We start from the raw sequence: 23,240 nt of genomic DNA on the forward strand, positions 1-23,240 counted from the left end.
CCGTTATGGAGTGCGTGGAGCCCACAGAGCCCGAGCCCGGAGCCGTGCGGCCCGGGGGGCGTACGGCGCGGGTGCGGGCGGCGGTGCTGCGGGCCGCCGGGGACGTGCTGGCCGAGCTGGGTTTCGCCCACCTGGACCTCGCCGACATCGCGCGCCGCGCGGAGGTCGGGAAGACGACCGTCTACCGGCGCTGGGGCACGGCCACCGGCCTGGTGACCGACCTGCTGCTGGACATGGCGCAGCAGTCCGTGCCGCGTACGGAGACGGGCACCCTCCTCGGGGACCTGACGGCCAACGCCCGGCTGGTGTGCGGGACGCTGGCCGATCCACGGCAGGGCGCCCTGTTCAAGGCGGTGATCGCGGCCGCGACCTGCGACCCGAAGGCGGCCGAGGCGCTGCACGGCTTCTACGCGGTCCGCGTCGCGGAGTGGGCGCCGTGCGTGGAACAGGCCGCCGCCCGCGGCGAGGTGCCCGAGGGCACCGACCCCCGAGAGGTGGTCCGCGCCGTGTCGGCCCCGCTGTACTACCGGTTCCTGACCACGGCGCTGCCCCTCGACGAGGCCGCCGCGGACCGCGCCGCGACGGCCACCGCGGCGGCCGCCCGCGCGGGGGCGTACGTACGGCACGCGTAACGGCAGGCGTACCGAGCCCAGCGGCGCCCCGCCCGTCGCAGCCGCGACATCATGAAGACGCACACCACCGACGCCCCTCCGCGGCCGCGTCCGGTGTCTGGAAACAGCGGGTGCTCCACCCCGCCGCGCACCGCCCCGGCCGCGCACCGGCGCGCCGTCCTGCGCCCATGTGGGGGACCGGGCCGGACCCCGGTGGCCGCGCCCGCCACGGCCTTGGCCGGATCCCGCCGGGCGCCCCGGAACGCATCGCGGGAGATCCCTCGGCGCGCGCCACCCGTGGCTTACGATCTCGGCGGACGTTGCCCCGGCGGCGCGGGTCCCGCCCCGCGGCCGCCGCACCCGCCCCGCATCCGTGGAGGTCAACCGTGTTCCGGACGGCCAGAGGAAACCGCAGTCGCCACCGCAGCCTCCGCCTGCGAGCCACGGCCGCGGCCGCCGCGGCGGGCGCGTTCCTGCTCGCCGGATGCTCCTCGGGCGGTGGCGGGGCCGGCGAGGCGGCCGGCGGGGTGCCCGTCGTACACAAGGGCAAGCTGACGACCTGCACCCACCTGCCCTACCCGCCGTTCCAGTTCGAGAAGGACGGCAAGGTCGTCGGTTTCGACGTGGCCCTGATCGACCTGGTGGCGAGCAGGCTCAAGGTCGAGCAGAAGATCCTCGACACGCCCTTCGAGAACTTCAAGACGGGCGCCTTCCTCAACTCCGGCGAGTGCGACCTCGCGGCGGCCGGAATGACGATCACCGACGAGCGCAAGAAGAACGTCGACTTCTCCGTCCCCTACTTCGACGCGACCCAGGCGCTGCTCGCCACCAAGAAGAGCGGGGTCACCTCGCTCGCCGACCTCAAGGCGAAGGGGAAGAAGCTGGGCGCGCAGGCCGAGACCACCGGCGAGAGCTACGCCAAGGCCCAGGGTTTCGATCCGGTCGCCTTCGAGAGTTCGGACGCGGTGCTGAACGGACTGCGCACCGGGCAGGTCGACGCCGTCGTCATCGACTACCCGGTGGTCCAGGGCTGGCTCAAGGACTCCAAGAACGCGGCCGAGTTCACCCTCGCGCAGAACATCCAGACCGGTGAGCAGTACGGCTTCTCGGTGAAGAAGGGCAACTCCGCCCTGGTGGCCGCGATCGACAAGGCGATCACCGACGCCAAGGCCGACGGCACCTACAAGAAGATCTACGAGCAGTGGATCGGCCCGCTGCCCCAGGCCGCGCCGTGACCTCTCGGCTGACCCGCCGACAGCGCCGCCGCGTCTCGCAGGGCGTCCAGTACGCGCTCTTCGTGGCGGTGCTGGTCCTGATCGGTTTCTACGCCGACTGGGGGCGCCTGCAGAACCAGTTCGCGCAGCGGGAACTGGCCCTGCGGCTCTTCCCGGAGATCATCACCACGGCCCTGCGCAACACGGTGGTCTACACCCTGTCCGGGTTCCTCCTCGGTCTGGTCCTCGGCCTGGTCATCGCCATGATGCGGCTGTCCTCCGTGGCCCCGTACCGCTGGGTCGCGGGCGTCTACATCGAGCTGTTCCGCGGTCTGCCCGCGCTGCTGATCTTCATCTTCGTGGGGGTGGCGGTGCCCTTGGCGTTCCCCGGCACGGAGATCCCCGGCGGTACGTACGGAAAGGTCGCCATCGGTCTCGGGCTGGTGGCCGCCGCCTACATGGCGGAAACGATTCGGGCCGGTATCCAGGCGGTGCCCAAGGGGCAGATGGAGGCGGCCCGTTCGCTGGGCTTCTCGCACGCCCGCGCCATGGTCTCGGTGATCATCCCGCAGGCCTTCCGGATCGTCATCCCGCCGCTCACCAACGAACTGGTGCTGCTGTTCAAGGACTCCTCGCTGGTGCTCTTCCTCGGCGTGACGCTCCAGGAACGGGAACTGACCAAGTTCGGCCGGGACCTCGCCAGCCAGACCGCCAACTCCACCCCGATCCTGGTCGCGGGCCTGTGCTACCTCCTGGTGACCGTGCCGCTGAGCTTCGTGGTGCGGCGCCTGGAGACCCGTGCGGACAAGGCGACGTGAGGACGAGGCGACGTGAGGACGAGGTGATGAGATGCCACGGAAGACGCGAGCCCCGGGAGCGGACATGACGGCCACGGACCGCCCGGAGATCGAGATCCGCGGACTGCACAAGTCCTTCGGCGCCAACCACGTCCTGCGCGGCATCGACCTGGAGGTCGCCCGTGGCGAGGTGGTGTGCGTCATCGGGCCGTCCGGCTCGGGCAAGTCGACCCTGCTGCGGTGCGTGAACCTGCTGGAAGAGCCGAGCGACGGCCGGATCCTCGTCGGCGGCACGGAGGTCACCGACCCCGACGTGGACATCGACGCCGTACGCCGCCGCATCGGCATGGTCTTCCAGCAGTTCAACCTGTTCCCGCACGTGAACGTGACCGACAACCTCACGCTGCCCCAGCGCCGGGTGCTGGGCACGGACCGGACGCGGGCCGCGGCCGTCGCCCGGGAGAACCTCAAGCGGGTCGGCCTGGCCGACAAGGCGGAAGCGTTCCCCGCACAGTTGTCGGGCGGCCAGCAGCAGCGGGTGGCGATCGCCCGGGCGCTGTCGATGGGCCCGGAAGTGATGCTGTTCGACGAGCCGACCTCGGCGCTCGACCCCGAACTCGTCGGCGAAGTGCTGTCGGTGATGCGCGTGCTGGCGGGCGAGGGCATGACGATGATGGTCGTCACCCACGAGATGAGCTTCGCCCGTGAGGTCGCGGACCGCGTCGTGTTCATGGACGGCGGGGTGATCGTCGAGCAGGGACCGGCGGCCCAGGTGGTCGGCTCCCCGGCGCAGGAGCGCACAAGGAACTTCCTCGACCGCGTACTGAACCCGGCCGCCGTCGAAGCACCCGCCGAAGCGCCCGCCGAAGACCCCGGGCCGCCCGGGGAGTGACCCCGGGGAGTGACCCCGAGCGGCCCGGCGTCACGCTCCGGCGCTCAGGGGCAGGGCAGCGAAGACGTGGTCCTCCCACAGCAGCCGGGAGGCCTCCTCCGGGTACGGGGCGACGACCGGGATCGTGTCGAAACACCTGGTCAGGCGCCGCATGGCATCGTACGCGGGCCAGCCCGGGTCGCCCCGGTCGGCGAACGCCGTCCACGCGTCGCGGACGTACGCCGACACGGTCTCCGCCTCGGCCCGCGACGCGAGGTCGTCGCCGATCAGCGCGGCGGCGTGCCCCTGGACGAGGTTGCCGAAGACCAGCGGGACGTCGAGGCCGTGGCAGGCCCCGAGGGCGCCGCCCATGCCCGGCGCGGACCAGGTCAGTTCGTAGACGTGGGCCCGGCCGCCCGCCCCGGTCTGCGCCCGCGCGAGGTGGAGGGACGGCATGCGGAACAGCCAGTCCGAGTGGACCAGCTCGTACAGCTCCCCAGGGCCCGCGGCCGGGAACGCCCCGCGGTAGTGGCGGGCGCCGTCCGGACCGGGGGCGAACAGCGCCAGCGCCTCCGCGGCCTGTTCCCCGGTCACCTGCCCGAGCGTGCCCTCGATCGCGGTGAACAGCCGCTGCTCGTCCCGCGTGTGACCGACGAGGAGGTCGACGTCCCGGCCGGCCCCCTCGGCCAGCGCCTGCCACGGAGTGACGGGGAGGACCTCGCCGTCCACGACGGGCGCGAACGCGATCGACCGGTGGGCGGGCAGGCCCCACCGCTCCACCCGCCCGGGCAGCCCGGCGGTGACGGCGTCCCCCGCGGCGGCCAGCCGGGCCGGATCCACCGCCGACAGCGCCGCCACCGTGGGCCGCAGCCCCAGTTCGGCCGCGCAGGCACCGGCGATGTCGGCGGCGAGTTCCGGCGCGAAGAACGCGCCCGGCACGCTCTGCGCGACGGCCCGCCGCAGCAGCCCCCGCGCCCGGCCCATGGCGAGCAGCGCGGCGACCGACCCCGCCCCCGCCGACTCACCGAACACGGTGACCCGGCCGGGGTCCCCGCCGAAGGCTCGTATGCCGTCGCGGACCCACTCCAGCGCGGCGACCTGGTCGAGCAGACCGCGGTTGGCGGGCGCTCCCTCGATCTGTGCGAAACCCTCCACGCCCACGCGGTAGTTGAAGGTCACCACGACGACGCCGTGCTCGCGCGCGAGGCGCCCGCCGTCGTATTCGGGGAGCCCGGACGTGCCGGTCACATAGGCGCCGCCCTGGATCCACACCATCACGGGCAGCCCGGCGCCCGGCCCCGGGTCGGGGGACCAGACGTTGACCGTCAGCCAGTCGTCGTCGCCCGCCGCCTCCCGCGACAGCGCGTCCATCCCGAACGCCCCGGCCTGTGGGGGAGGCGGCCCGAAGGCGCGGGCCCCGCGCACCCCGTCCCACCCGCGCACCGCCCGCGGCGCGGCGAACCGCAGCGCCCCGACGGGCGGCCGTGCGTAGGGGATCCCCCGGAAGACCGCGACACCTCCCTCCCTGGCGCCGCGCAGCGACCCGGCGGCCGTCTTGACCACCGGATCGGACGTGGACCCGTACGAGGGGGGTGACGGGGGCACGGAAGGGGACATCACAGCCGCCTCTCGGGGGAACCGGTCCGCTGGGACCGGTCCGCTCGGACGGGCCGGTCCCGGCACGCCCCGCGGATCCTGCCACCGCGGGCGGGCGCGGACGAACCATTTACGGGCCGCTCACGCAGGCGGCGGGCCACCGCCGAAGGGCCACGCCTCGATGTCGCGGTAGTGGATGGGCCCCGGGCCGCGGCCGATGTTGCTGCCCACCAGGTGCAGCCGTGCGGCCCGCCAGGACCGGCCGGTGAACGAGTCCAGCACGGCGGCGGCTCCCAGCACGCTGGACGGATCGTCGCGCCGGGCCCGGGCCAGCGTCAGATGGGGCCGCAGCGGCCGGTCCGGGAAATCGATCCCGCACTCCTTGACCAGGCCGCGGACCTCGGAAGCGAGCAGCTGCAGCCCTTCGAGGTCCCCCTCGATCCCGCTCCACAGCACCCGCTCGTCGAAGTGACCGCCGCCGTGCATGGACAGCCGTACGGACCCCCGCGCCGCCGCGAGCTCCGCGAGCGGCGGCCGCAGGAGCGGCACGGCCGTCACCGGCAGCTCGCCGAGGAAGGCCAGGGTGATGTGCCAGTCCTCGATCCGGTTCCACCGCATGCGCGGGTACGCGTCGTACGCGGGCCGCAGGGCGCGGGCCAGCTCGTCCTTCGCGTCGTCGGGCGGAGCGAGCGCTATGAACACGCGGGTGGTCGGGGGCGGGATCTGTTCGTTCACGGAGAACTTCGTACACCACCGGGCGCAGGGCGGTGCACGCGGGTGAAGAGGTGCGTGTCGACGGACGGGTCGTCCGGCGTCTGCCGCGTCCGCCGCGTCCGCCCCCGCCGTTTAGGGTCGGTGCATGACACCCATGGGCCCGCAGGATCTCGACCGCGCCGTCACGGAAGCCGTACGGGCGCTACGGGCCCTGGCGGGGCTCGACTGGGAGGTGCCGGCGGCGGGGCTGGAGTGGAGCTGCCGGGAGACGGCCGTGCACCTGGCCGGTGACCTCAGCGGATTCGCCGCGCAGCTGGCCGGGCGGGTCGCCGACGGCTGGCTGCCGCTGGTCGTCGGCGCGGCCCCGGAGACCACGCCCGCCGGGCTGGCCGACCTCGTCGAGGCGGGCGGGCGGCTGCTGTCCGCCGCCGTCCGCTCGGCCCGCCACGACGACAGGGCCTGGCATCCGGCGGGTACGGCGGGGCCCGACGGGTTCGCCGCGATGGGGGCCGCCGAGCTGCTGCTGCACACGCACGACATCACGCACGGCCTCGGCACGACCGGCTGGCAGGGGTCGGGGGACACGGCCCGGCTGGTCCTGGACCGGCTCTTCCCGCACGCGCCGCGCTCCGCGGAGGGCGGCCCCTGGGGGTCCCTGCTCGCGGCCACCGGGCGGGCGGACCTGCCGGGGCTGCCCCGGCGGCGGAACTGGCGCTGGTACAACGACCCGGTGCCCGGCGTCGGCGTCGTGCTCTGCGAGATCTCCCCGTCCGCCGCCGCTGATCTGTACGAGGGCGGTGACGGCGGTTTCGTGTGGCCCGGGGACGGTCCCGGTGAGGGAACCCGCATCGCCTCCGGGATGGTGGGGCTGGCCCGTGAGGTGGGGGAGTACCGCCCGGGCTGGGGTCCGTACGCGATCGTCCGGCTGAGCGACCGCCGCGCGATCGGCGGGGTCGGGTTCCACGGCGCCCCTGATCCCGACGGCCACGCGGAGGTCGGCTACGACCTGGTCCCCTCCGCCCGGGGCAACGGGCACGCCACTGAGGCGCTGCGCGCCCTGGCGGGCCGGGCCTTCGGACAGCCCGGCCTCACCGAGCTGCACGCCACGGTCGAGGAGGGGAACCTGCCCTCCCACGGGGTGGTCGCCCGGGTCGGCTTCCATCCGGCGGGCTCGGGGGAGGACGGCGTCCGGTACGTGCTGCGCCGCCCGGAGGCGGCGTCGTAGGCGGGCTCTTGGGCGGGGCGGTCAGGAGACGGCGTACCACTGGCTGGCCCAGCCGGTGTTGATGGTGCTGGTGGACTGCTCGGCGAGGTTCACCGTGGCGGGCAGGGACTGCTGGTCGGTCAGCAGGGTGCTGTAGCGGAGGTTCGGCGGGGTCAGGCCCGCGTTGACCGAGATCCCCGCGCCCGTGGACTTGAAGGTGAGGGCGTTGGTGGCCCAGTTGCCGTTGAGCAGCAGGGCGATGAAATAGGTGCCGGGGGCGGCGGTGAACGGCTTGGCGAGGGGCAGGGGCTTGGCCACCGCGTCGGTCATCAGCTGCGGTGAGATGTCCTCGGTGGCGGAGAGCAGGGTTCCCTTGGCGTCGTACACGCCGAGCCGGCAGTTCGAGAGCTGGGCCTTCGGGTCGACCCCGGCCAGCCCGATCCAGACGTTGGACCAGGTGATCTGCTCCCGCAGCACGATCCGTACCAGGGTGACCCGGCCGCCGACCCCGGCGCTGGACTGGGCGGTGACGTGCCCCGCGTCGCCCGGGTCGCCGGTCCAGGCGAGCAGGTTCTGGTCCTGCGGCCGGGGGCCTTCGTACCCGGCGCCGCCGCCCGCCGACGCGGCGGGCGGCGCGGGAGCGGAGGCGGTGGCGCCGCTCCCGCCCGCCTGCGGTGTGCCGCCGGAAGCCGAGCAGCCGGCCAGCAGGACCGCCGCCGCGAGCGCGGTGGCGAGGCGGGCCGGGACGAGGGTGGTACGGGTGCGCATGGTCCCCCCATGAACGTGTCAACTGAACGTGTCAACGTCTCAAAGGGATCATGCTCACACACGGGTCCCGGCCGTCCGCCGGGCAGGGGCGCCCGTCAGGCCCGTCAGGTCCGCCCGTCGGCGCGCAGGGCCTCGACCCGGGTCTCGATCGAGGTGATCAGGGCCTCCACCCGGGCGCGGAAGATCTGTTCGTCCGTCACCTCGGCCAGTGCGGCGCTGAGCCGGGTGATGTTCGGGAACCCGTCGGGATCGACCAGGCGGTACTCGCGGCTCCAGGAGGACTCGTCGGCGGCCCGCACGTCCGGGTCGAAGAGGAGGTAGGCGGCGCGCTGGCCGACGTAGGCGAGCAGGGAGTCGCCGACCATCCGGTAGTGGACGGCTGCCTCCGCACCGTCGAGCCCGGCCTCCATCACCGCGCCGAGGATCAGCTCGACGACGCGGAACTCGTTGGGCCTGCGCGTGGTGCGGCTGGCCATGGTCGAGCCGACCACGGGGTACTTGAGCGCGACGTCGAGGGAGCCGTCGGCGAGGGCCCGCAGCCGGTCCTTCCAGCCGAGACCCTCGGGGATGCTGTCGAGCACCTCGCCGAGGGTGCGGTCGGCGACGGACAGGAGCAGCTCGTCCTTGTCGCGGAAGTGCCGGTAGATCGCGGTCGGGTCGGCGCCGAGTTCCTCACCGAGGCGTCGGACGGTGAAGGCGTCCGCGCTGCCGCGGGCGGCGATGCGCAGGCTGGCTTCGATGATCGCGTCGGGCGTGAGCTGGCTGCCAGCGCGCTTGGACCGGGCAGGGGTCTCGGATGACTTCGGCATGGTGCGGCCAGTGTAACGATGTGGATCAGAGGAAGCGCAACACCGTTGACAACAATGTTGCGCTCCCGTTCACTCCTCCTCAACACACGCCGTGCGGGTCCGTCCCGCCGAGCCGGAGGATGCGTCGATGGCCACCAACAGCCAACGGACCGCGCAGGGGATCACATTGGGAACCACACCCGGGACCACCCAGCGAGCCGACACCGTCTTCGTAGGGGGGCGGGTTTTCACCGGGACCGGGCCCACCCCGATCGACGCCGCCGTGGCCGTCGGAGGCGGCCGGATCCTCGCCGTCGCCGATCCCGCCACCGTGCGCTCCCTCGCGGACGCCGACACCGAGGTCGTCGACCTCGCGGGCGGGCTCCTCGTCCCCGGATTCCAGGACGCCCACGTCCACCCGGCGGTGGCCGGAGTCCAGATGCTCAGCTGCGACCTGAGCGAGGAGCGCACCATCGAGGGCTACCTCGCCGTGGTCGCCGCGTACGCGAAGGAGCACCCCGAGGCCGCCTGGATCCGCGGCGGCGGCTGGTCGATGGACGTCTTCCCGGGCGGTACGCCGACCCGCGCGATGCTCGACTCGGTGGTCCCGGACCGGCCCGTCATGCTCACCAACCGGGACGGCCACGGAGCCTGGGTCAACACCCCCGCGCTCCGGCTCGCCGGGGTCGACGCCACCACGCCCGACCCGGTCGACGGACGGATCGAGCGGGAGGCCGACGGCGGCCCGGCCGGCACCCTCCAGGAGGGCGCCATGGACCTGGTGGCGCGCCACGTGCCCATCGCGTCCCCGGACGAGGCCCACGCCGGGCTGCTCGCCGCCCAGGAACACCTCTTCTCCCTCGGCGTCACCAGCTGGCAGGACGCCATGATCGGCGCCTTCCCCGGCAACCCCGACAACTACGGCGTCTACCTGCGCGCCGCGCACGAGGGTTCCCTGCGCGCCCGCGTCGTCGGCGCCCTGTGGTGGGACCGCGAACGCGGCCTGGAGCAGATACCCGACCTGGAGGAGCGCCGCCGCACCGGCCGGGTCGGCCGCTTCAACGCCACCAGCGTGAAGATCATGCAGGACGGCATCGCCGAGAACTTCACGGCCGGCCTGCTGGAGCCCTACCTGGACGGGTGCGGCTGCGCCACCGGGAACTCCGGGCTGAGCTTCATCGATCCCGAGGTGCTCACCGAGGCGGTGTCCCGGCTCGACGGCCTGGGTTTCCAGCTCCATTTCCACGCCCTCGGGGACCGGGCGGTACGCGAGGTGCTGGACGCCCTCGCCGAGGCGCGCGAGGCCAACGGCGCCAACGACAACCGGCACCACCTCGCGCACCTCCAGATCGTCCACCCCGACGACATCGGGCGCTTCGCGAGCCTGGGCGCGGCCGCGAACATCCAGGCGCTGTGGGCCGCGCACGAACCGCAGATGGACGAACTCACGATCCCGTTCCTCGGACCCGAACGGGCCGCGCTGCAGTACCCGTTCGGTGACCTCCAGCGCGCCGGGACCCGCCTCGTCGCGGGCAGCGACTGGTCGGTGAGCAGCCCGAACCCGCTGTGGGGCATCCACGTGGCCGTCAACCGCTCCGTCCCGGACGAGGCCCCGAACTCGCCCGAGGCGTTCGAGCCGATGGCGCCGTTCTTCCCGGAGCAGGCCCTGACCCTCTCCGAGGCCCTCACCGCCTACACCGCCGGAAGCGCCTGGGTGAACCACCTCGACGAGGTCACCGGCACCGTGGAGGTGGGCAAGTACGCGGACCTCGTCGTCCTGGACCGCGACCCCTTCGCGCACCCCTCGATGGAGATCGCCGACACCCGCGTGCTGCGCACGTACGTCGACGGCGAACTGGTCTTCGCCGCCACCGACTGAGCCGCCATCGACTGAGCGGACGTCGGCCCGACCACCGCAGCACGGGCCACCGCAGAACCGGTCACGGCCGGGCCGTCACCCCGGCCGTGCGTCACCCACCCCACCGCGCTTCATCCCCCTCAGGGAGCCAGACGATGTCAACAGCCCGACCGGGATCCCCAGCCCACCGGAGCGACGGCACCACCCACCCCACCCGTGGTCGCGTCACCCGCGTCCGCCACGCCGTCGCGGCCGCCCTCGCCGCGGCCGCCGTGCTCGTCGCGAGCGGGTGCAGCGGCACCGCGCACCCCGCCGAGGACAAGCCCGCCGCCTACCGGCTGACGGACAAGACCCCCGCCGCCGCCCGGAACGTGGACTCCTTCACCTGGTCGACCTACGCCGAGCCGACCACCATCGACTACGCCTACTCCTTCGACTTCCCGCCCAACCAGATCCTCGCCAACGTCTGCGAGAGCCTGCTGCGCTGGAACCCCGACCTGACGACCTCGCCGAACCTCGCGGCGTCCTTCGCCAACCCCACCCCCACCACCTGGGTCTACCAGATCCGCCCCGGCGTGAGCTTCCACGACGGTACGGCGCTCACGGCGGACGACGTCGTCGCCTCGCTGCGCCGCAACCTCGACCCCGCGACGGCCAGCGTCTGGGCGAACCAGTACAAGAACGTGAAGTCCATCGACAAGACCGGGGCGATGGAGGTCACCGTCACGCTGACCACGCCCGACTCCACCTTCAACCAGTACCTCGCCGCCGGCCCCGGCACCGTGGAGTCCGCCGCCACCCTCGCCAAGTCCGGGAAGGACTACGGCAACCCGCAGACCGGCGTGAACTGCACGGGCCCCTTCTCCTTCGGGTCCTGGACCTCCGGCCAGTCGCTCACCCTCAAGCGGTTCGACGGATACTGGAACCCGCAGCTGAAGGCCAAGTCCGGCGAGGTGAAGTTCGTCTTCCTCGCCGATGCCACGACCCGCGTCAACGCCTTCCAGAGCGGTGAGGTCGACGGCGGCTGGATGGTCCCGCCGAACGCCTACGCCCAACTGGGCTCCACCCAGGCCGGAACGCTCTACTTCGGCCGCAACACCACCGTCGCCGACGAGGTGGTGGCCAACCTCAAGGGCCCGCTGGGCGACCCCCGGGTCCGCCAGGCGCTGCTCATGGCCATCGACCGCAAGGGCATCGTCAAGGCCGGCGCGGGCGGGGTCGGCGAGGTCGCCGACTCCCTCGTCACCGACAACCTCTGGGCCGGGGCGCCCGCCGCGACCCGCGACGCGCTGCTCAAGGACCTGCCGAAGTACCCGTACGACCCGGCCAAGGCCAAGGCGCTCGCCGCCGAGGCCGGAGTGAACGGCCAGAAGGTCGTGATCGCGACCAGCCCGCTCGACTCCCAGACGACGATCATCACCCAGGCCGTCGCCCAGGCGGCCACCGCGATCGGCCTCAAGCCGCAGATCGACTCGCTGTCCTCGGAGAAGTACACGACCCTCTTCACCGACCCGGCCGCCCGCGAGGGCATCGACCTGTTCCTCACCTTCTGGTACACCTCCATCACCGACCCGCTGGACATGTACGCCTCCCTCCAGACCGGCGCGTTCAGCAACTACGGCGGCTGGTCGAACCCCGCCTTCGACAAGGCCGTCGACCGGGCCGTCGGGGCGTACGACCCCGCCGAGCACGCGGCCGCCAACGCCGAGGCGCAGCGGACCGCCCTGAAGGAACTGCCCTGGCTGCCCCTGTACACGCAGCCCGTCAGCGTCTTCATGGGCAAGCGGATCACCGGCGTCCAGCCCTCCATCGCCTACCTGTACCACCCCTGGGCGGCCGAGATCGGAGCCAAGGGATGACGGCCGCGGTGGCCCGGGCCGGACGGGTGCTGCGCCGTCTGGCCGGGATGGCGGCGACCCTGCTCGTCACCTCCTTCCTCGTCTTCTCCTCCCTCTTCCTGGCGCCCGGGGACCCCGCGAGCTTCCTGATCAAGGGGCGCAGCCCCGGCCCCGGGGAACTCGCCGCGATCCGCCGCCAGTACGGCTTCGACGAACCGTTCCTGCTCCGGTACTGGCACTGGCTCGAAGGGGTGCTCCAGGGCGACTTCGGCCGCTCCTACCTCTTCCACCAGGACGTCTCCTCCGTGATCTGGTCGCGACTGCCCTCGTCCCTGCTGCTGGTCGGCGTGTCCGCGCTGATGATCGCGGTGTTCGGCATCGGGTCGGGGATCATCGGCGCGCTGCGCCGCGGATCCCGCCTCGACCGGTCGCTGATGCTCCTGGTGACGGTGGGCGCCGCCGCGCCCGCCTTCGTCGCCGCGCTGATGCTGCGCTCGCTCCTCGGCGTACGCCTGGGCTGGTTCCCGACGATCGGCAACGGCTCCGGCGCCCTGGACCGGCTGCACCACGTGATCCTCCCGGCGGTGGCCCTGTCCGTCACCTTCACCGCCCTGGTCACCCGCGTGACCCGCTCGGCCATGCTCGACGAACTGCGCCGCGACCACGTGGAGGTCGCCCTGAGCCGTGGGACACCGCGCCGGACCGTCATCCGGCGCCACGTCCTGCGCAACGCGCTCGGCCCGATCGTGACCGTCTCCGCGCTGCTCGTCTCGGGGATGCTGGTCAGCACCGCGATCGTGGAGACCGCCTTCGGCATGTCCGGAGTGGGCTCCCTGCTCGTGCAGTCCGTCGACCAGCTCGACTTCCAGGTCGTCCAGGCGATCGTGCTGCTGGTGGTGGCCGCGTTCGTCGTCGTCAACGCCCTGGTGGACCTCGTCCACCCACTGATCGATCCGCGCATGGCGGCGGCGGGGAGCGCACGGTGAACACCCTTCCCGAAGCGGGCACCGGCTCCCGCACCCCGTCCGACCCGTCCTCCCCGCGCGCGGCCAAGGCCGTCCCGCGCGTCCGCCCCGACCGGTTCGCCCGCCTGCGGCGGCTCGGCGGCGGCCCGCTCCAGCGGACCTCGCTCGCGCTGCTCGTCCTGTTCGTGCTGGTCGCGCTGCTGGCCCCCTGGATCGCCCCGCAGGACCCCACCTTCGGCCACCTCGGCGACACCCTCCTGGGGCCGGGCGCCGGGCACTGGCTGGGCACCGACCAGGGCGGCCACGACACCTTCTCGGCGCTCCTCGTCGGTACCCGGACCAGCCTCGCCGGTCCGCTCGCGGTCGTCCTGTTCTCCACCGTCCTCGGCACCGCCGTCGGCCTGTTCACCGCCTGGCGCGGCGGCTGGATCGACACGGCCGTCGGCCGGGTCCTCGACGTCCTGTTCGCCTTCCCCGCGCTGCTGCTGGCGATCCTCGCGGTCGCCCTCTTCGGCAAGGGGATGACCGCCCCGGTCCTGGCCATGGCGATCGCCTACATGCCGTACACCGCGCGGCTCGTGCGCGGGCTGGCCGTCCAGGAGAAGACCCGGCCCTACATCGCCGCCTACCAGGTGCAGGGCCACTCGCCCCTGTACGTCACCGTCCGCAGGCTGCTGCCCAACATCGCCCCGACCCTGCTCGCCCAGTCGACGGTGAACTTCGGCTACGCGCTGCTCGACCTCGCCGCGCTCTCCTTCCTCGGGCTCGGCGTCCAGCCGCCCACCCCCGACTGGGGCGCCATGATCAACCAGGGGCAGGCGGCCGTCCTGCAAGGACAGCCGCTGTCCGCGATCGCACCGGCCATCGCGGTGGTCCTGGTCGTCGTCGCCTTCAACATCGTCGGGGAAGACCTCGGCGACCGGCTCGCGGGGCGGGACTCCTGATGACACTGCTCGCCTACGACGCCCTGCGCGTCACCCTCCCCGGCATGGCCCGCCCCGTCCTCGACGGAGTCAGCCTGACCGTGGCCGCCGGGGAGATCGTCGCCCTGGTCGGCGAATCCGGCTCCGGCAAGTCCGTCACCGCCCGCGCCGCCCTCGGCCTCTTCCCGCCGGGCGCGGAGACCGGCGGCCGGGTCACCGTCGACGGCACCGACCTGGTCGGTGCCGGCCCCGCCGCCCTGCGCGAGGTACGGACGAACACCGCGGCGATGATCTACCAGGACCCGCGGGCCGCCATCAACCCCGTCCGCCGGGTGGGGGACTTCCTCACCGAGCCGCTGCGCCTCGTCCACGGCTGGTCCACGGCGCGCGCCAACGTCCGGGCGGCCGAACTCCTCGGCGCGGTCGGCCTGCCCGATCCCGTCCGCCACCTGAAGCAGTACCCGCACGAACTCTCCGGCGGCATGCTCCAGCGCGTGGTCATCGCCGCCGCGCTCACCGCCGAACCCCGGCTGCTGCTCTGCGACGAACCGACCACCGCGCTCGACGTGAGCACCCAGGCGGAGATCCTCGCCGTCCTGGGCCGGCTGCAACGCGAACGCGGCCTCGGACTCCTCCTCATCACCCACGACATCGAACTCGCCGCCGCCGTCAGCGACCGCATCTACGTCATGTACGCGGGCCGGATCGTCGAAACCGCGCCCGTCGCGGACCTCTTCGCCGCCCCCCGGCACCCCTACACCGCAGGCCTGCTCGGCTCCTCCCCACCGCTCGAAGGCCCCCTCGGCCGCCTCACCCCCATCCCCGGCGCCCCGATGGGACTCCTGGAGTCCGCGCCCGGCTGCGCCTTCGCACCCCGCTGCGCCTTCGCCGAACCCGGCCGCTGCGACCAGTCCCCGCCGCAGCTGGAACGACACGGCTCCGCCGAGGTCGCCTGCCACCGCGCCGCCGAACTCACCGGCGCCGAACTCACCGGCGCCGTCGGATCCACCAGGGGCGGCGCACCCGCCCGCAAGGAGGACAGTTGAGCGTCCACAGCATCCGGCCGGGCACGGACCCGGACACCGCGCCGCCCGCACCGGAACTCCTGCGCGTGAGCGGCCTGCGCAAGACCTACCGGACCGGCGGGACGGAGGTCGTCGCGGTCGACGGCCTGTCCTTCTCCGTACGGGCGGGCGGGGCGCTCGGCATCGTGGGGGAGTCCGGCTCCGGGAAGACGACCACCGCCCGGATGCTGATCGGCCTGGAGCGCCCCGACGCGGGCGAGATCCTCGTACAGGGCGAGCCGCTGGCCGCGTCCGTACGGGGGCGGGCGGCCCGCCTCGCCCGCGCCAAGGCCGTCCAGATCGTCTTCCAGGACCCCTACCTCTCCCTCGACGCCCGGATCGGCATCGGGGCGACGATCGACGGGGTGCTGCGGCTGCACGGCTCCCACGACCGCGCGGCCCGCGCGGCGCGCGTACGGGAGCTGCTCGCCCAGGTCGGACTCGGCGACCGCGAGGCGGCCGCTCTGCCCCGCCGCCTCTCGGGCGGCCAGCGCCAGCGCGCGGCGATCGCCCGGGCGCTGGCGGTCGAACCGGCCGTCCTGGTGCTGGACGAGGCGGTGTCCGCGCTCGACGTGTCGGTGCAGGCACAGGTGCTCAACCTGCTCTCCGACATCCGCCGGGACACCGGCATCGGCCTGGTCTTCGTCAGCCACGACCTGGCCGTCGTCCGCTACGTGTGTGACGAGGCCCTGGTCATGCACCGGGGCCGGACGATGGAACACCGGCCGGTGTCCGAGCTGCTCACCGACCCCCACCACCCCTATACGCGGCTGCTGCTGGCGTCCGTACCCCGCCCGGGCTGGGACCCGGACTCCATCGGCCGCCGCCGCCGCGAGCTGGTCCCGCCGGGCGCTCGCGGACCTGACCGGACCTGACCTGATCAGGTCCGGTGGGGAAGCCCCGGGAGATGGTTCCCGGGGCTTCCCCGTGTCGCGCCGCCGCAGGGGAGCGGATGTGCATCCGGCGCGATGTAAGGAGAAACGATCCGGCAGGGCTTTGGTCACGCCCCGCGACCGACGGGTTCCGCTTCAGGCAGGCCGCGGCAGCGAGGCGAGCCACCCGGTCAGGAGCCGGTTGGTCTCCTCGGGGCGCTCCTGCTGGATCCAGTGGCCGCAGCCTTCGAGGACGCGGGAGGACGACAGGCCGGGGAGCGTCGTCGGGTGGGCGGCGATCGCACCGGCTAGCCAGGTCGTCGAGGCGTCCAGCGCCCCGCCGATGTACAGCGCGGGCTGGGTGACCGGGGCGCCGTCGACCCCGGCCAGGTCCTCCCAGTCGCGGTCCATGTTCCGGTAGCGGCTCAGCGCACCGCGCAGGCCGGTCCGCTCGAACTCCCCGGCGTAGACGTCGAGGTCGCGCTCGCCCAGCCAGGCCGGCGCCGGGCCGGTGGGGAACCGCTCGCGCAGCGTCCCGTTCCGGCCGACGAAGTGCGGGTCGGGCGCACCGGCGGCGGGCAGGGTGTCCCCGGAGAGCGCGGCGTAGAAACCCGCGAGCCAGCCGCGCACATCCGGCTCGATCTCGGCCTCGGCGCGGCCCGGCTCCTGGAAGTAGGAGATGTAGAACTCCTCCTCCGCGCCCATCCGCGCGAAGACCTCGCCGGGCCGCGGGCCGCCGCGCGGGGTGTAGGGAATGCTGAGCAGGCCCACCGCGCGGAAGACGTCCGGCCGGAGCAGGGCCGAGGTCGCGGCGATGGACGCCCCCCAGTCGTGGCCGACGATCACCGCGGACCGCTCGCCCAGAGCGTGCACCACCGCGGCGTTGTCCGCGACCAGTTCGGTCATCCGGTACGCGTCCGTGGCGTGGGGCGCGGAGGACCGTCCGTAGCCGCGGACGTCGATCGCGACCGCGCGGTACCCGGCCGCGGCCAGCGCCGGAAGCTGGTGGCGCCAGGAGTACCAGGACTCGGGGAAACCGTGCACGAGCAGCACGAGCGGCCCGCTGCCCTGCTCCACCAGATGGATCCGGCCCGCGGGTGAGGCGACCAGGCGGTGGGTGACGTCCATGGTCCGCTGCGACATGAATCCTCCAGGTTCCCGATCCTCCGGCGGGGAGATCGTTTACCCGATCATGCGGGGAGCGCCGGGGGGAACGTGAGCTCCGTGGCCTGTTCCGCACGTCCGCGGGTCCACGGAGATCCACCGGATACCTCCAGCCGCCCGAGCAGCGATAAAGGCGGCGTTACGGGGTAGGCGCGCGCCGAAGCGACACCGCGGAGCGAACCGTTCCGCTGCGTTCCCCAGCTGAGAGCGAGGGCACCATGCTTGCCGTCGGACTTATTCTCCTGATCATCGGTTTCCTGACCGGAATCTCCATCCTCTGGACCATCGGAGTCATCCTGCTGATCGTGGGGGCAGTGCTGTGGATCATGGGCTCGGTCGGCCACGCGGTCGGCGGCCGCCGCCACTACTGGTAGCCGGTGAGCCCCCGCGCCGCGGAACGGCCCCGGCCGGACACCGGATTGCTCCCGTACGCCCCTCAGGCCGACAGGCCCTGAGGGGCGACCACGGTGAAGAGGGCCCCGTCGGCGTCGGCCAGCACCACCGAACGGCTGGTGCCGGAGGTCTCCACGGGGGAGGCCATGCGGCCCCCCAGGCCGGTCGCCGACTCGATCGCCGCCTCCAGGTCCGGCACCCGGAAGTGGACGTGCCAGCGGGGGCGGACCTGCGGGTCGGGGTCCTCGTCGACCGCGCCGCCGCTGATCCGGGCGACGGCGTCACGGCCGTGCCGCAGGACGACGTGGTCGTGCTCGTAGGACACGGTGCAGCAACCCTGCGGCTCACCGGCCCAGTCGAGGATCTCCCCGTAGAAGATGGCTGCCGCGAAGGCGTCGCGCGTACGGAGTTCCAGCCACGCGGGGGCGCTGTAGTGACCCACCGTCCAGTCGGGGATGACCTCGCCCTGCCAGAACCCGAACGCGGCCCCCGCGGGGTCCGCGGCCATCCCGGCACGCCCGGTGCCGAAGGGGAGCGGGCCGACCGCCATGGTGGCCCCGCGCTCCCGGATCCGCCCCGCCGTGACATCGGCGTCCTCGACGGCGAAGTACGGGGTCCAGGCCACCGGCACACCGAGGCTCCCGGCGAGCGCGCCGATCCCCGCGACGGGAGCGCCGTTCTGGAAGGCGACGGAGAAGCCGTCGCCCAGGCGGGTGGCGCGGAACTCCCACCCGAGCACGGCGCCGTAGAAGGCCTGGGCGGAAGCGAGGTCCCGGGCCATCAGGCTCACCCAGCACGGCGCACCGGACATCTCGTGGCTCGATGTCGACACAGCTGCCCACCTCATCTGCCGGAATTCCGCCGGGCACGGCTTCGGGACCCTTCCACCGTAGACCCGGGGGACGTGCCGGGCGCCGAGGCACGGGCCCCGCCACCCGTACGTACGAGTGGCCCGGAGCGTGCGGCGGCCGGGCGTGCCCGCTACGTGTGCCGGGGTGCCGCCAGCGCGGCGGCCACGTCGGGGTGGATCCGGAAGAGCCGGTCCGCGCCGGTGAGGTGGAACATGCGGGCCACCGGCTGACGCAGGCCGACCAGTTCGAGGCTGCCGGCGCCGACTCCCTCGGCGGAGGCTTCGCCGAACGCCATCCGGCTGTGCAGCAGCAGGTTCAGACCGGTGGAATCACAGAAGTCCAGGCGGCTCACGTCGACCAGGAGCCGGCCGCCGCGCCGCAGCGCCGCGTCCAGTGCACGGCGCACGGGCTCGGCGGTGTCGTGGTCGAGCTCTCCGGCCAGGGCCAGCACCGTGGCCCGCGGCACGTCTTGCACCTCCATGGCGAAACGCCTGCCGTCCGACGGGGGCAGATGGGCCACTGGGGTGTTCATGGATCCTCCCATCCGGTGGATATCGTGCTATTCCGCCCCTGCCCAGCCCGCGGCGGCCCAAGCGCGTAACGGGTGGATGGACGAACGGCGGCTGCCGGAGGTCACGACGCGGAGGTCAGAGGTCGTCCGGGACGTGGATGTCCAGGACGCAGATGTCGTCCCGGTGCCCCGGGCACAGACCGGCCACCGTCCGGGCGAGGGTCTCGTCCCGGCCCTCCCGGAGGAGCCGCAGCGCGGTCGCGGCGAGCCGCTGGAGGCCGACCTCGATGTCCTCGCCCGGCTCCTCCACGAGCCCGTCGGTGTAGAGCAGCAGGTGGTCCCCGGGCATCAGGTCGAGGACCGCCTGAGCGTAGGAGGCGTCGAAGGAGGCCCCGAGGAGACTGCCCTGCGGCTGCTCCAGGAACTCCGCCCGGTCGCCCCGGAGCAGCAAGGGCGGCAGGTGTCCGGCCCGGACCCAGACCAGCCGCCGGTCCCAGGGCTGGTAGCGGGCCATGACCATGGTGGCGGTGGCGCCCTCGGAAGGGTTCGAAGCGGTGTGCAGCAGAAGGCTGTTGAGCCTGCGCAGGACGTCGGGCAGGGAGGAGCCGGTGACCGTCATGCCCTTCGCCGTGAACCGCAGCTGGGCCATCGTGCCGACGGCCGACAGACCGTGGCCCGCCACGTCGCCGACGACGAACAGGGCGCTGCCGTCGGGGAGTCCGATGGCGCTGTACCAGTCGCCGCCGACGTTGATCCCGGCGTCAGCGGGCATGTAGGCGACGTCGACGCACAGCCCGGCCAGCTCCAGGGACTGCTCCGGAATCGGCAACAGGGTCTCCTGGAGGCGCGCGGCCAGCGCCCGCTCCGCCTGGAGCATGCCGCGCTGGAGGAGGACGGCACGTTCGCTCTCGCGCAGGGCGAGTTCGGTGTCGCGCTGCGCGGTGACGTCCTGGAAGAAGCCGTGCACCTCGACCGGGGTGCCGTCGGCGTCCGTCTGGGCCTCGGCGACGATCCGCAGGTGCCGCACGCCGTACGCGGTGGAGATCCGGAACGGCTGGTCGATCGCCTCCCCGCCGCTCAGCAGCCGCCGGACCGCCGCGCCCAGTTGCGGAAGGTCGTCCGGGAGGAGGTGCTGCGGCAGCTCCTCCAGGGTCATCGGCCCCTCGCCGGGGTCGCGGTCGAAGATGGCGTAGACCTGATCGGACCAGGTGATGGTGTCGGTGACCAGGTTCCAGCCCGCCCAGCCGAGATTGCCCAGGCGTTGCATGTCGGCCAGCCGTCGTGCCTCGCGCTCGCTGGTGTCGTGGCGGACCCAGGACACGACCAGGCGGTCGCCCAGCCGGGACGCCCGGACCGAGAAGACCGACTGGCGGGGGAGACCGGCGGTCACCTCTTCGTAGACGAACGGCTCGCCCTCGTACCCGGTTCCCGTCGAGAGGGTCTCCCGATAGCCGTCCCACAGCGCGCTGCCCGCCACGGTCGGGTAGGTCTCCAGGATCCGCCGGCCCACGAGTTCCCTGCCGCGCCGCCCGGCCACGTCCACGGACTCGGGCGCCGCCGCGTCGATCCGGTAGTCCTCCACCTCGCCCGCTCCCGAGCGCAGGGGCGTGAGCAGGATGGCGGGCCCGGTCAGAGCGTCCATGATCCGCTGGACCGACGTGACGTCCGCGTCCTCCGCGGGCCGCTCGACGTCCGTGTCGCGGGGCGGCCCGGGCAGGCCGAGCGGGTCCGCGCACAGCCGCGCCGCCCGCCGCAGCAGGGCGCGGGTGTCGGCCGCGAAGGGGCCGGGCCGGGACCGGAGGAACCCGATGGCCGCCTTCGGGTGCCCGCCGTCGGGTACGGGGATCCAGGCGCGCGAGGGCCACTGGCCCGGCGGCTCCCCGATCAGCAGGTAACGGCGGGCGTCCTGCACCGGATCCTCCAGCCACAGGGCCCGCTGCGAAGCGATCGCCTCGTGCGCGGCGACGCCGGTGAGCGGGGGGACGTGGCGCCACCGGTCGGCCAGCCCCTCGCCTATTCCGGCGCGGCCGGTCAGTTCCAGGCTTCCGGCGGAGGTCAGCGAGTAGATCATCACCGCGTCCACCCCGGTGGCCCCGCCGAGCACGCCGCGCAGCAGCTCCGCGACACCGTCACCGCCGTGCGCCAGCGCCAGGCCGTCGGCGAGCCGGGCGAGGAGCGGGCGCAGGGCGGCGCCGCGGCCGTCACGGGCGACGACGTAGCGTCCGCTGCTGAAGGACGAGGCGACCGGCTTCCGGTTCGAGGCGCCGGCCGGGTCGCTGGCCGGGTCGCCGACCGGGTCCGCGGCCGCTCGGGCGGTCGCCCCGCGGCGCGTGGGGACGGTCGCGCCCACCTCCGGAGGCGGGGCGGGGCTCCTGCTCACCGGGGGCGACCGGACCTGCCCCAGGGTGATCCAGCACTCCTCCAGGAGGGACCGGCCCTGCTCGGCGGCGTGCGCGAGGAGCCGCTCGTAGGCCGCGTCGGCGGAGATTCCGGCCTCGGCCATCAGCACGCCCTTGGCCCGCTCGACGACGGCGGTCGTCGCGGCGACGCCTTCCAGGTCCACGACCTCGGATCGCAGCCTGGCCACGACCTTGGCGAGCGCCAGCACCTCGGGTGCGGCGCCCTCGCCCGCGGCCGAGGCGTCGACGTCCACCCCTTGAGCATGCCACGCCGGTACAGGCGGTGCGCCCGGATGCGACGGCCCCTTCCGGCCCGCTGCCCGCCCCCGTTGCCCCGGTGTGGGAGCCCCGGTGTGGAAGAGGCACCGGGTTAGGCTCGGAAGAGTCCCATACGTCTCGAAAGGGACGGCGCGGAAGAGGGACGGTGCGGAAGGGGAAGCGCCCATGTGCCGCTGGCTCGCCTACTCGGGTTCGCCCATGCTGCTCGACGCCGTGCTCTACCGCCCCGAGCACTCACTGATCAACCAGAGCCTCCATGCCCGGATGGGCGTCGAGGCGACCAACGGCGACGGCTTCGGCATCGGCTGGTACAGCGCGGACGGTGACGGGACCCCGGCGATCTTCCGGGACATCGCCCCGGCCTGGAACAACCGCAACCTCCGCGAGCTGTCCGCCCACGTCCGCTCACCGCTGTTCTTCGCGCACGTCCGCGCCTCGACGGGCTCGGCGGTGCAGCAGACCAACTGCCACCCCTTCCGGCACGGACGCTGGCTGTGGATGCACAACGGGGCCATCGCGGACTTCCACCGCCTCCAGCGCGACCTGTGCATGGCCGTCGACCCGGCGCTCTTCCCGTCCATCGAGGGCTCCACCGACTCCGAGGTGATGTTCTACCTGGCGGTCACCTACGGGCTCGACCAGGACGTGCCGGGCGCGGTGGCCAGGATGGCGGGGCTCGTGGAGCGGCTCGGCAAGGAGCACGGCGTACCGGAACCGCTCCAGATGACGGTGGCGGTCAGCGACGGGGAACGGGTGTGGGCGTTCCGCTACTCCAGCCAGGGAAAGTCCCGCTCGCTCTTCTACAGCAGCCGCGCCGAGACCGTCCGCCACCTCCATCCGGAACTGGACTACCTCCGCGAGATCTCCGACGAAACGCGCATCGTCGTCTCCGAACCGCTCGGGGACCTCCCCGGCGTGTGGAACGAACTGCCCGAGGCCAGCTACACGGTGATCCCCGCCGCCCCGGGGACGGACTACCTCCCCTTCGTTCCGGAACTTCCCTGAGGGCGTCGGGCGTCGGGGCCGCCGCCCGAGCGCCCGAGCCGGGCCCGCCGGAGCCGACAGCCGGACGGCCCGGCACGACGTGCGGGCCGCCGGTCGAGACAGCAAGGTGGGAAGCACCCCCTCCAAGGAAGGAACCCATTCCGTCATGAGCAAGGCAAAGGCGAAGGCCAAGCAGGTCAAGGGCAAGATCAAGGAGAGCGTCGGCAGCGCGATGGACGACCAGCGCATGCAGGCGGAAGGCCGCGCCGAGCAGATGGGCGGCAAGGCCGAGGAGATGGTGTCGAAGGCCGGGGACAAGATGAAGAAGGCCGGCCGCAAGTCCTGACCGTCCCCTCGCCTCCTGTTGCATGCCGGAAGCCGGCCGGACTCGCCTCGAACGTCACGAGTTCGGCCGGCTTCACCGGCTTCACCAGCTCCCCTGCTCCTTCATCCGCTCCTCTGGTCCGAGAGCACTCCGGGCCGAACCGTTCCCGCGTCGGGGGAGTCGCACCGCCTGCGGCCCCGCGCCCAGGGATGAGGTGAGTACGCGCACCGGCCCGGCTGAGTACGACCGCC

At 73.2% G+C, this 23,240-nt stretch carries 22 protein-coding genes; 14 read left to right on the forward strand and 8 right to left on the reverse strand.

Going from position 1 to position 23,240, the window contains the following annotated elements:
* Nucleotides 1–14: 14 nt before the first annotated feature.
* The 4 genes from OHS33_RS33825 to OHS33_RS33840 all read left to right on the forward strand — a co-directional run bounded on the left by OHS33_RS33825 (nt 15) and on the right by OHS33_RS33840 (nt 3,514).
* Complete coding sequence (locus OHS33_RS33825) at nt 15–632, forward strand: TetR/AcrR family transcriptional regulator (protein ID WP_330334234.1); 618 nt, start codon at nt 15–17, stop codon at nt 630–632.
* A gap of 365 nt (nt 633–997) precedes the next feature.
* Nucleotides 998–1,846, forward strand: a complete 849-nt coding sequence (locus OHS33_RS33830) for an ABC transporter substrate-binding protein (RefSeq protein WP_443065383.1) — start codon at nt 998–1,000, stop codon at nt 1,844–1,846.
* Nucleotides 1,843–2,643: an amino acid ABC transporter permease gene (locus OHS33_RS33835; RefSeq protein WP_330334235.1), complete on the forward strand. Its 801-nt coding sequence runs from the start codon at nt 1,843–1,845 to the stop codon at nt 2,641–2,643. Before OHS33_RS33830 ends, OHS33_RS33835 begins: the two co-directional genes overlap by 4 nt.
* Before the next feature lie 64 nt (nt 2,644–2,707).
* Entirely contained in the window at nt 2,708–3,514 is an 807-nt protein-coding gene (locus OHS33_RS33840; protein WP_330334236.1) for an amino acid ABC transporter ATP-binding protein, read from the forward strand.
* A 30-nt stretch (nt 3,515–3,544) separates the two neighbouring features.
* Here OHS33_RS33840 and OHS33_RS33845 read toward each other — a convergent pair whose 3' ends face one another.
* Together OHS33_RS33845 and thpR are read right to left on the reverse strand one after the other, a co-directional pair.
* Nucleotides 3,545–5,110 carry a carboxylesterase/lipase family protein gene (locus tag OHS33_RS33845; RefSeq protein WP_330334237.1) on the reverse strand — a complete coding sequence of 522 codons (1,566 nt, stop codon included), beginning with the start codon at nt 5,108–5,110 and terminating at the stop codon, nt 3,545–3,547.
* Nucleotides 5,111–5,230: 120 nt separating this feature from the next.
* Nucleotides 5,231–5,824: an RNA 2',3'-cyclic phosphodiesterase gene (gene thpR, locus OHS33_RS33850; protein ID WP_330334238.1), complete on the reverse strand. Its 594-nt coding sequence runs from the start codon at nt 5,822–5,824 to the stop codon at nt 5,231–5,233.
* Between the two features lie 124 nt (nt 5,825–5,948).
* Between thpR and OHS33_RS33855 the strand changes: the two genes are divergently transcribed.
* Entirely contained in the window at nt 5,949–7,028 is a 1,080-nt protein-coding gene (locus tag OHS33_RS33855; protein WP_330334239.1) for a GNAT family N-acetyltransferase, read from the forward strand.
* 21 nt (nt 7,029–7,049) lie between these two features.
* Here the strand turns inward: OHS33_RS33855 and OHS33_RS33860 are convergent, their stop codons facing one another.
* Nucleotides 7,050–7,775 (reverse strand): hypothetical protein, encoded by a 726-nt coding sequence (locus tag OHS33_RS33860; protein WP_330334240.1) that lies wholly within the window; start codon nt 7,773–7,775, stop codon nt 7,050–7,052.
* A 104-nt stretch (nt 7,776–7,879) separates the two neighbouring features.
* Nucleotides 7,880–8,584 carry a TetR/AcrR family transcriptional regulator gene (locus OHS33_RS33865; RefSeq protein WP_330334241.1) on the reverse strand — a complete coding sequence of 235 codons (705 nt, stop codon included), beginning with the start codon at nt 8,582–8,584 and terminating at the stop codon, nt 7,880–7,882.
* Between the two features lie 127 nt (nt 8,585–8,711).
* On the opposite strand from OHS33_RS33865, the gene OHS33_RS33870 reads away from it, so the two are divergent.
* The 6 genes from OHS33_RS33870 (at nt 8,712) to OHS33_RS33895 (ending at nt 16,086) form a co-directional block, all read left to right on the forward strand.
* A complete protein-coding gene (locus OHS33_RS33870; RefSeq protein WP_330334242.1) occupies nt 8,712–10,442 on the forward strand; it encodes an amidohydrolase in 1,731 nt (576 codons plus the stop codon).
* A gap of 134 nt (nt 10,443–10,576) precedes the next feature.
* A complete protein-coding gene (locus tag OHS33_RS33875; protein WP_330334243.1) occupies nt 10,577–12,280 on the forward strand; it encodes an ABC transporter substrate-binding protein in 1,704 nt (567 codons plus the stop codon).
* Nucleotides 12,277–13,245, forward strand: a complete 969-nt coding sequence (locus tag OHS33_RS33880) for an ABC transporter permease (RefSeq protein ID WP_330334244.1) — start codon at nt 12,277–12,279, stop codon at nt 13,243–13,245. The genes OHS33_RS33875 and OHS33_RS33880 overlap by 4 nt, the downstream gene beginning before the upstream one ends.
* Nucleotides 13,242–14,168, forward strand: a complete 927-nt coding sequence (locus tag OHS33_RS33885) for an ABC transporter permease (RefSeq protein WP_330334245.1) — start codon at nt 13,242–13,244, stop codon at nt 14,166–14,168. The genes OHS33_RS33880 and OHS33_RS33885 overlap by 4 nt, the downstream gene beginning before the upstream one ends.
* A complete protein-coding gene (locus OHS33_RS33890; protein WP_330334246.1) occupies nt 14,168–15,193 on the forward strand; it encodes an ABC transporter ATP-binding protein in 1,026 nt (341 codons plus the stop codon). Before OHS33_RS33885 ends, OHS33_RS33890 begins: the two co-directional genes overlap by 1 nt.
* Nucleotides 15,190–16,086: an ABC transporter ATP-binding protein gene (locus OHS33_RS33895; protein WP_330334247.1), complete on the forward strand. Its 897-nt coding sequence runs from the start codon at nt 15,190–15,192 to the stop codon at nt 16,084–16,086. Before OHS33_RS33890 ends, OHS33_RS33895 begins: the two co-directional genes overlap by 4 nt.
* A gap of 153 nt (nt 16,087–16,239) precedes the next feature.
* On the opposite strand, the gene OHS33_RS33900 is transcribed toward OHS33_RS33895, so the two are convergent.
* Nucleotides 16,240–17,226, reverse strand: coding sequence for an alpha/beta fold hydrolase (locus OHS33_RS33900; RefSeq protein WP_330334248.1), 987 nt, complete (start codon nt 17,224–17,226; stop codon nt 16,240–16,242).
* Nucleotides 17,227–17,465: 239 nt separating this feature from the next.
* Between OHS33_RS33900 and OHS33_RS33905 the strand changes: the two genes are divergently transcribed.
* Nucleotides 17,466–17,621 (forward strand): DUF6131 family protein, encoded by a 156-nt coding sequence (locus OHS33_RS33905; protein WP_330334249.1) that lies wholly within the window; start codon nt 17,466–17,468, stop codon nt 17,619–17,621.
* A gap of 62 nt (nt 17,622–17,683) precedes the next feature.
* On the opposite strand, the gene OHS33_RS33910 is transcribed toward OHS33_RS33905, so the two are convergent.
* From OHS33_RS33910 to OHS33_RS33920, 3 genes are all read right to left on the reverse strand, one after another.
* Complete coding sequence (locus OHS33_RS33910; RefSeq protein ID WP_330335310.1) at nt 17,684–18,421, reverse strand: VOC family protein; 738 nt, start codon at nt 18,419–18,421, stop codon at nt 17,684–17,686.
* 200 nt (nt 18,422–18,621) lie between these two features.
* A complete protein-coding gene (locus OHS33_RS33915; RefSeq protein ID WP_330334250.1) occupies nt 18,622–19,023 on the reverse strand; it encodes an STAS domain-containing protein in 402 nt (133 codons plus the stop codon).
* Nucleotides 19,024–19,138: 115 nt separating this feature from the next.
* Nucleotides 19,139–21,655, reverse strand: coding sequence for a SpoIIE family protein phosphatase (locus tag OHS33_RS33920; RefSeq protein ID WP_330334251.1), 2,517 nt, complete (start codon nt 21,653–21,655; stop codon nt 19,139–19,141).
* Nucleotides 21,656–21,845: 190 nt separating this feature from the next.
* On the opposite strand from OHS33_RS33920, the gene OHS33_RS33925 reads away from it, so the two are divergent.
* Nucleotides 21,846–22,685 carry a class II glutamine amidotransferase gene (locus OHS33_RS33925; protein ID WP_330334252.1) on the forward strand — a complete coding sequence of 280 codons (840 nt, stop codon included), beginning with the start codon at nt 21,846–21,848 and terminating at the stop codon, nt 22,683–22,685.
* A gap of 145 nt (nt 22,686–22,830) precedes the next feature.
* A complete protein-coding gene (locus OHS33_RS33930) occupies nt 22,831–23,010 on the forward strand; it encodes a CsbD family protein (RefSeq protein ID WP_330334253.1) in 180 nt (59 codons plus the stop codon).
* Nucleotides 23,011–23,240 lie beyond the last annotated feature (230 nt).

Source organism: Streptomyces sp. NBC_00536 (assembly GCF_036346295.1).
Lineage (GTDB): Bacteria > Actinomycetota > Actinomycetes > Streptomycetales > Streptomycetaceae > Streptomyces.

Coding starts and splice junctions, on each gene's coding strand:
- OHS33_RS33840 (WP_330334236.1), top strand. CDS start 2,708: ATGACGGCCACGGACCGCCCGGAGATCGAGATCCGCGGACTGCACAAG.
- OHS33_RS33845 (WP_330334237.1), bottom strand. CDS start 5,110: ATGTCCCCTTCCGTGCCCCCGTCACCCCCCTCGTACGGGTCCACGTCC.
- OHS33_RS33855 (WP_330334239.1), top strand. CDS start 5,949: ATGACACCCATGGGCCCGCAGGATCTCGACCGCGCCGTCACGGAAGCC.
- OHS33_RS33860 (WP_330334240.1), bottom strand. CDS start 7,775: ATGCGCACCCGTACCACCCTCGTCCCGGCCCGCCTCGCCACCGCGCTC.
- OHS33_RS33865 (WP_330334241.1), bottom strand. CDS start 8,584: ATGCCGAAGTCATCCGAGACCCCTGCCCGGTCCAAGCGCGCTGGCAGC.
- OHS33_RS33870 (WP_330334242.1), top strand. CDS start 8,712: ATGGCCACCAACAGCCAACGGACCGCGCAGGGGATCACATTGGGAACC.
- OHS33_RS33875 (WP_330334243.1), top strand. CDS start 10,577: ATGTCAACAGCCCGACCGGGATCCCCAGCCCACCGGAGCGACGGCACC.
- OHS33_RS33880 (WP_330334244.1), top strand. CDS start 12,277: ATGACGGCCGCGGTGGCCCGGGCCGGACGGGTGCTGCGCCGTCTGGCC.
- OHS33_RS33890 (WP_330334246.1), top strand. CDS start 14,168: ATGACACTGCTCGCCTACGACGCCCTGCGCGTCACCCTCCCCGGCATG.
- OHS33_RS33900 (WP_330334248.1), bottom strand. CDS start 17,226: ATGTCGCAGCGGACCATGGACGTCACCCACCGCCTGGTCGCCTCACCC.
- OHS33_RS33905 (WP_330334249.1), top strand. CDS start 17,466: ATGCTTGCCGTCGGACTTATTCTCCTGATCATCGGTTTCCTGACCGGA.
- OHS33_RS33910 (WP_330335310.1), bottom strand. CDS start 18,421: ATGGCCCGGGACCTCGCTTCCGCCCAGGCCTTCTACGGCGCCGTGCTC.
- OHS33_RS33915 (WP_330334250.1), bottom strand. CDS start 19,023: ATGAACACCCCAGTGGCCCATCTGCCCCCGTCGGACGGCAGGCGTTTC.
- OHS33_RS33925 (WP_330334252.1), top strand. CDS start 21,846: ATGTGCCGCTGGCTCGCCTACTCGGGTTCGCCCATGCTGCTCGACGCC.
- OHS33_RS33930 (WP_330334253.1), top strand. CDS start 22,831: ATGAGCAAGGCAAAGGCGAAGGCCAAGCAGGTCAAGGGCAAGATCAAG.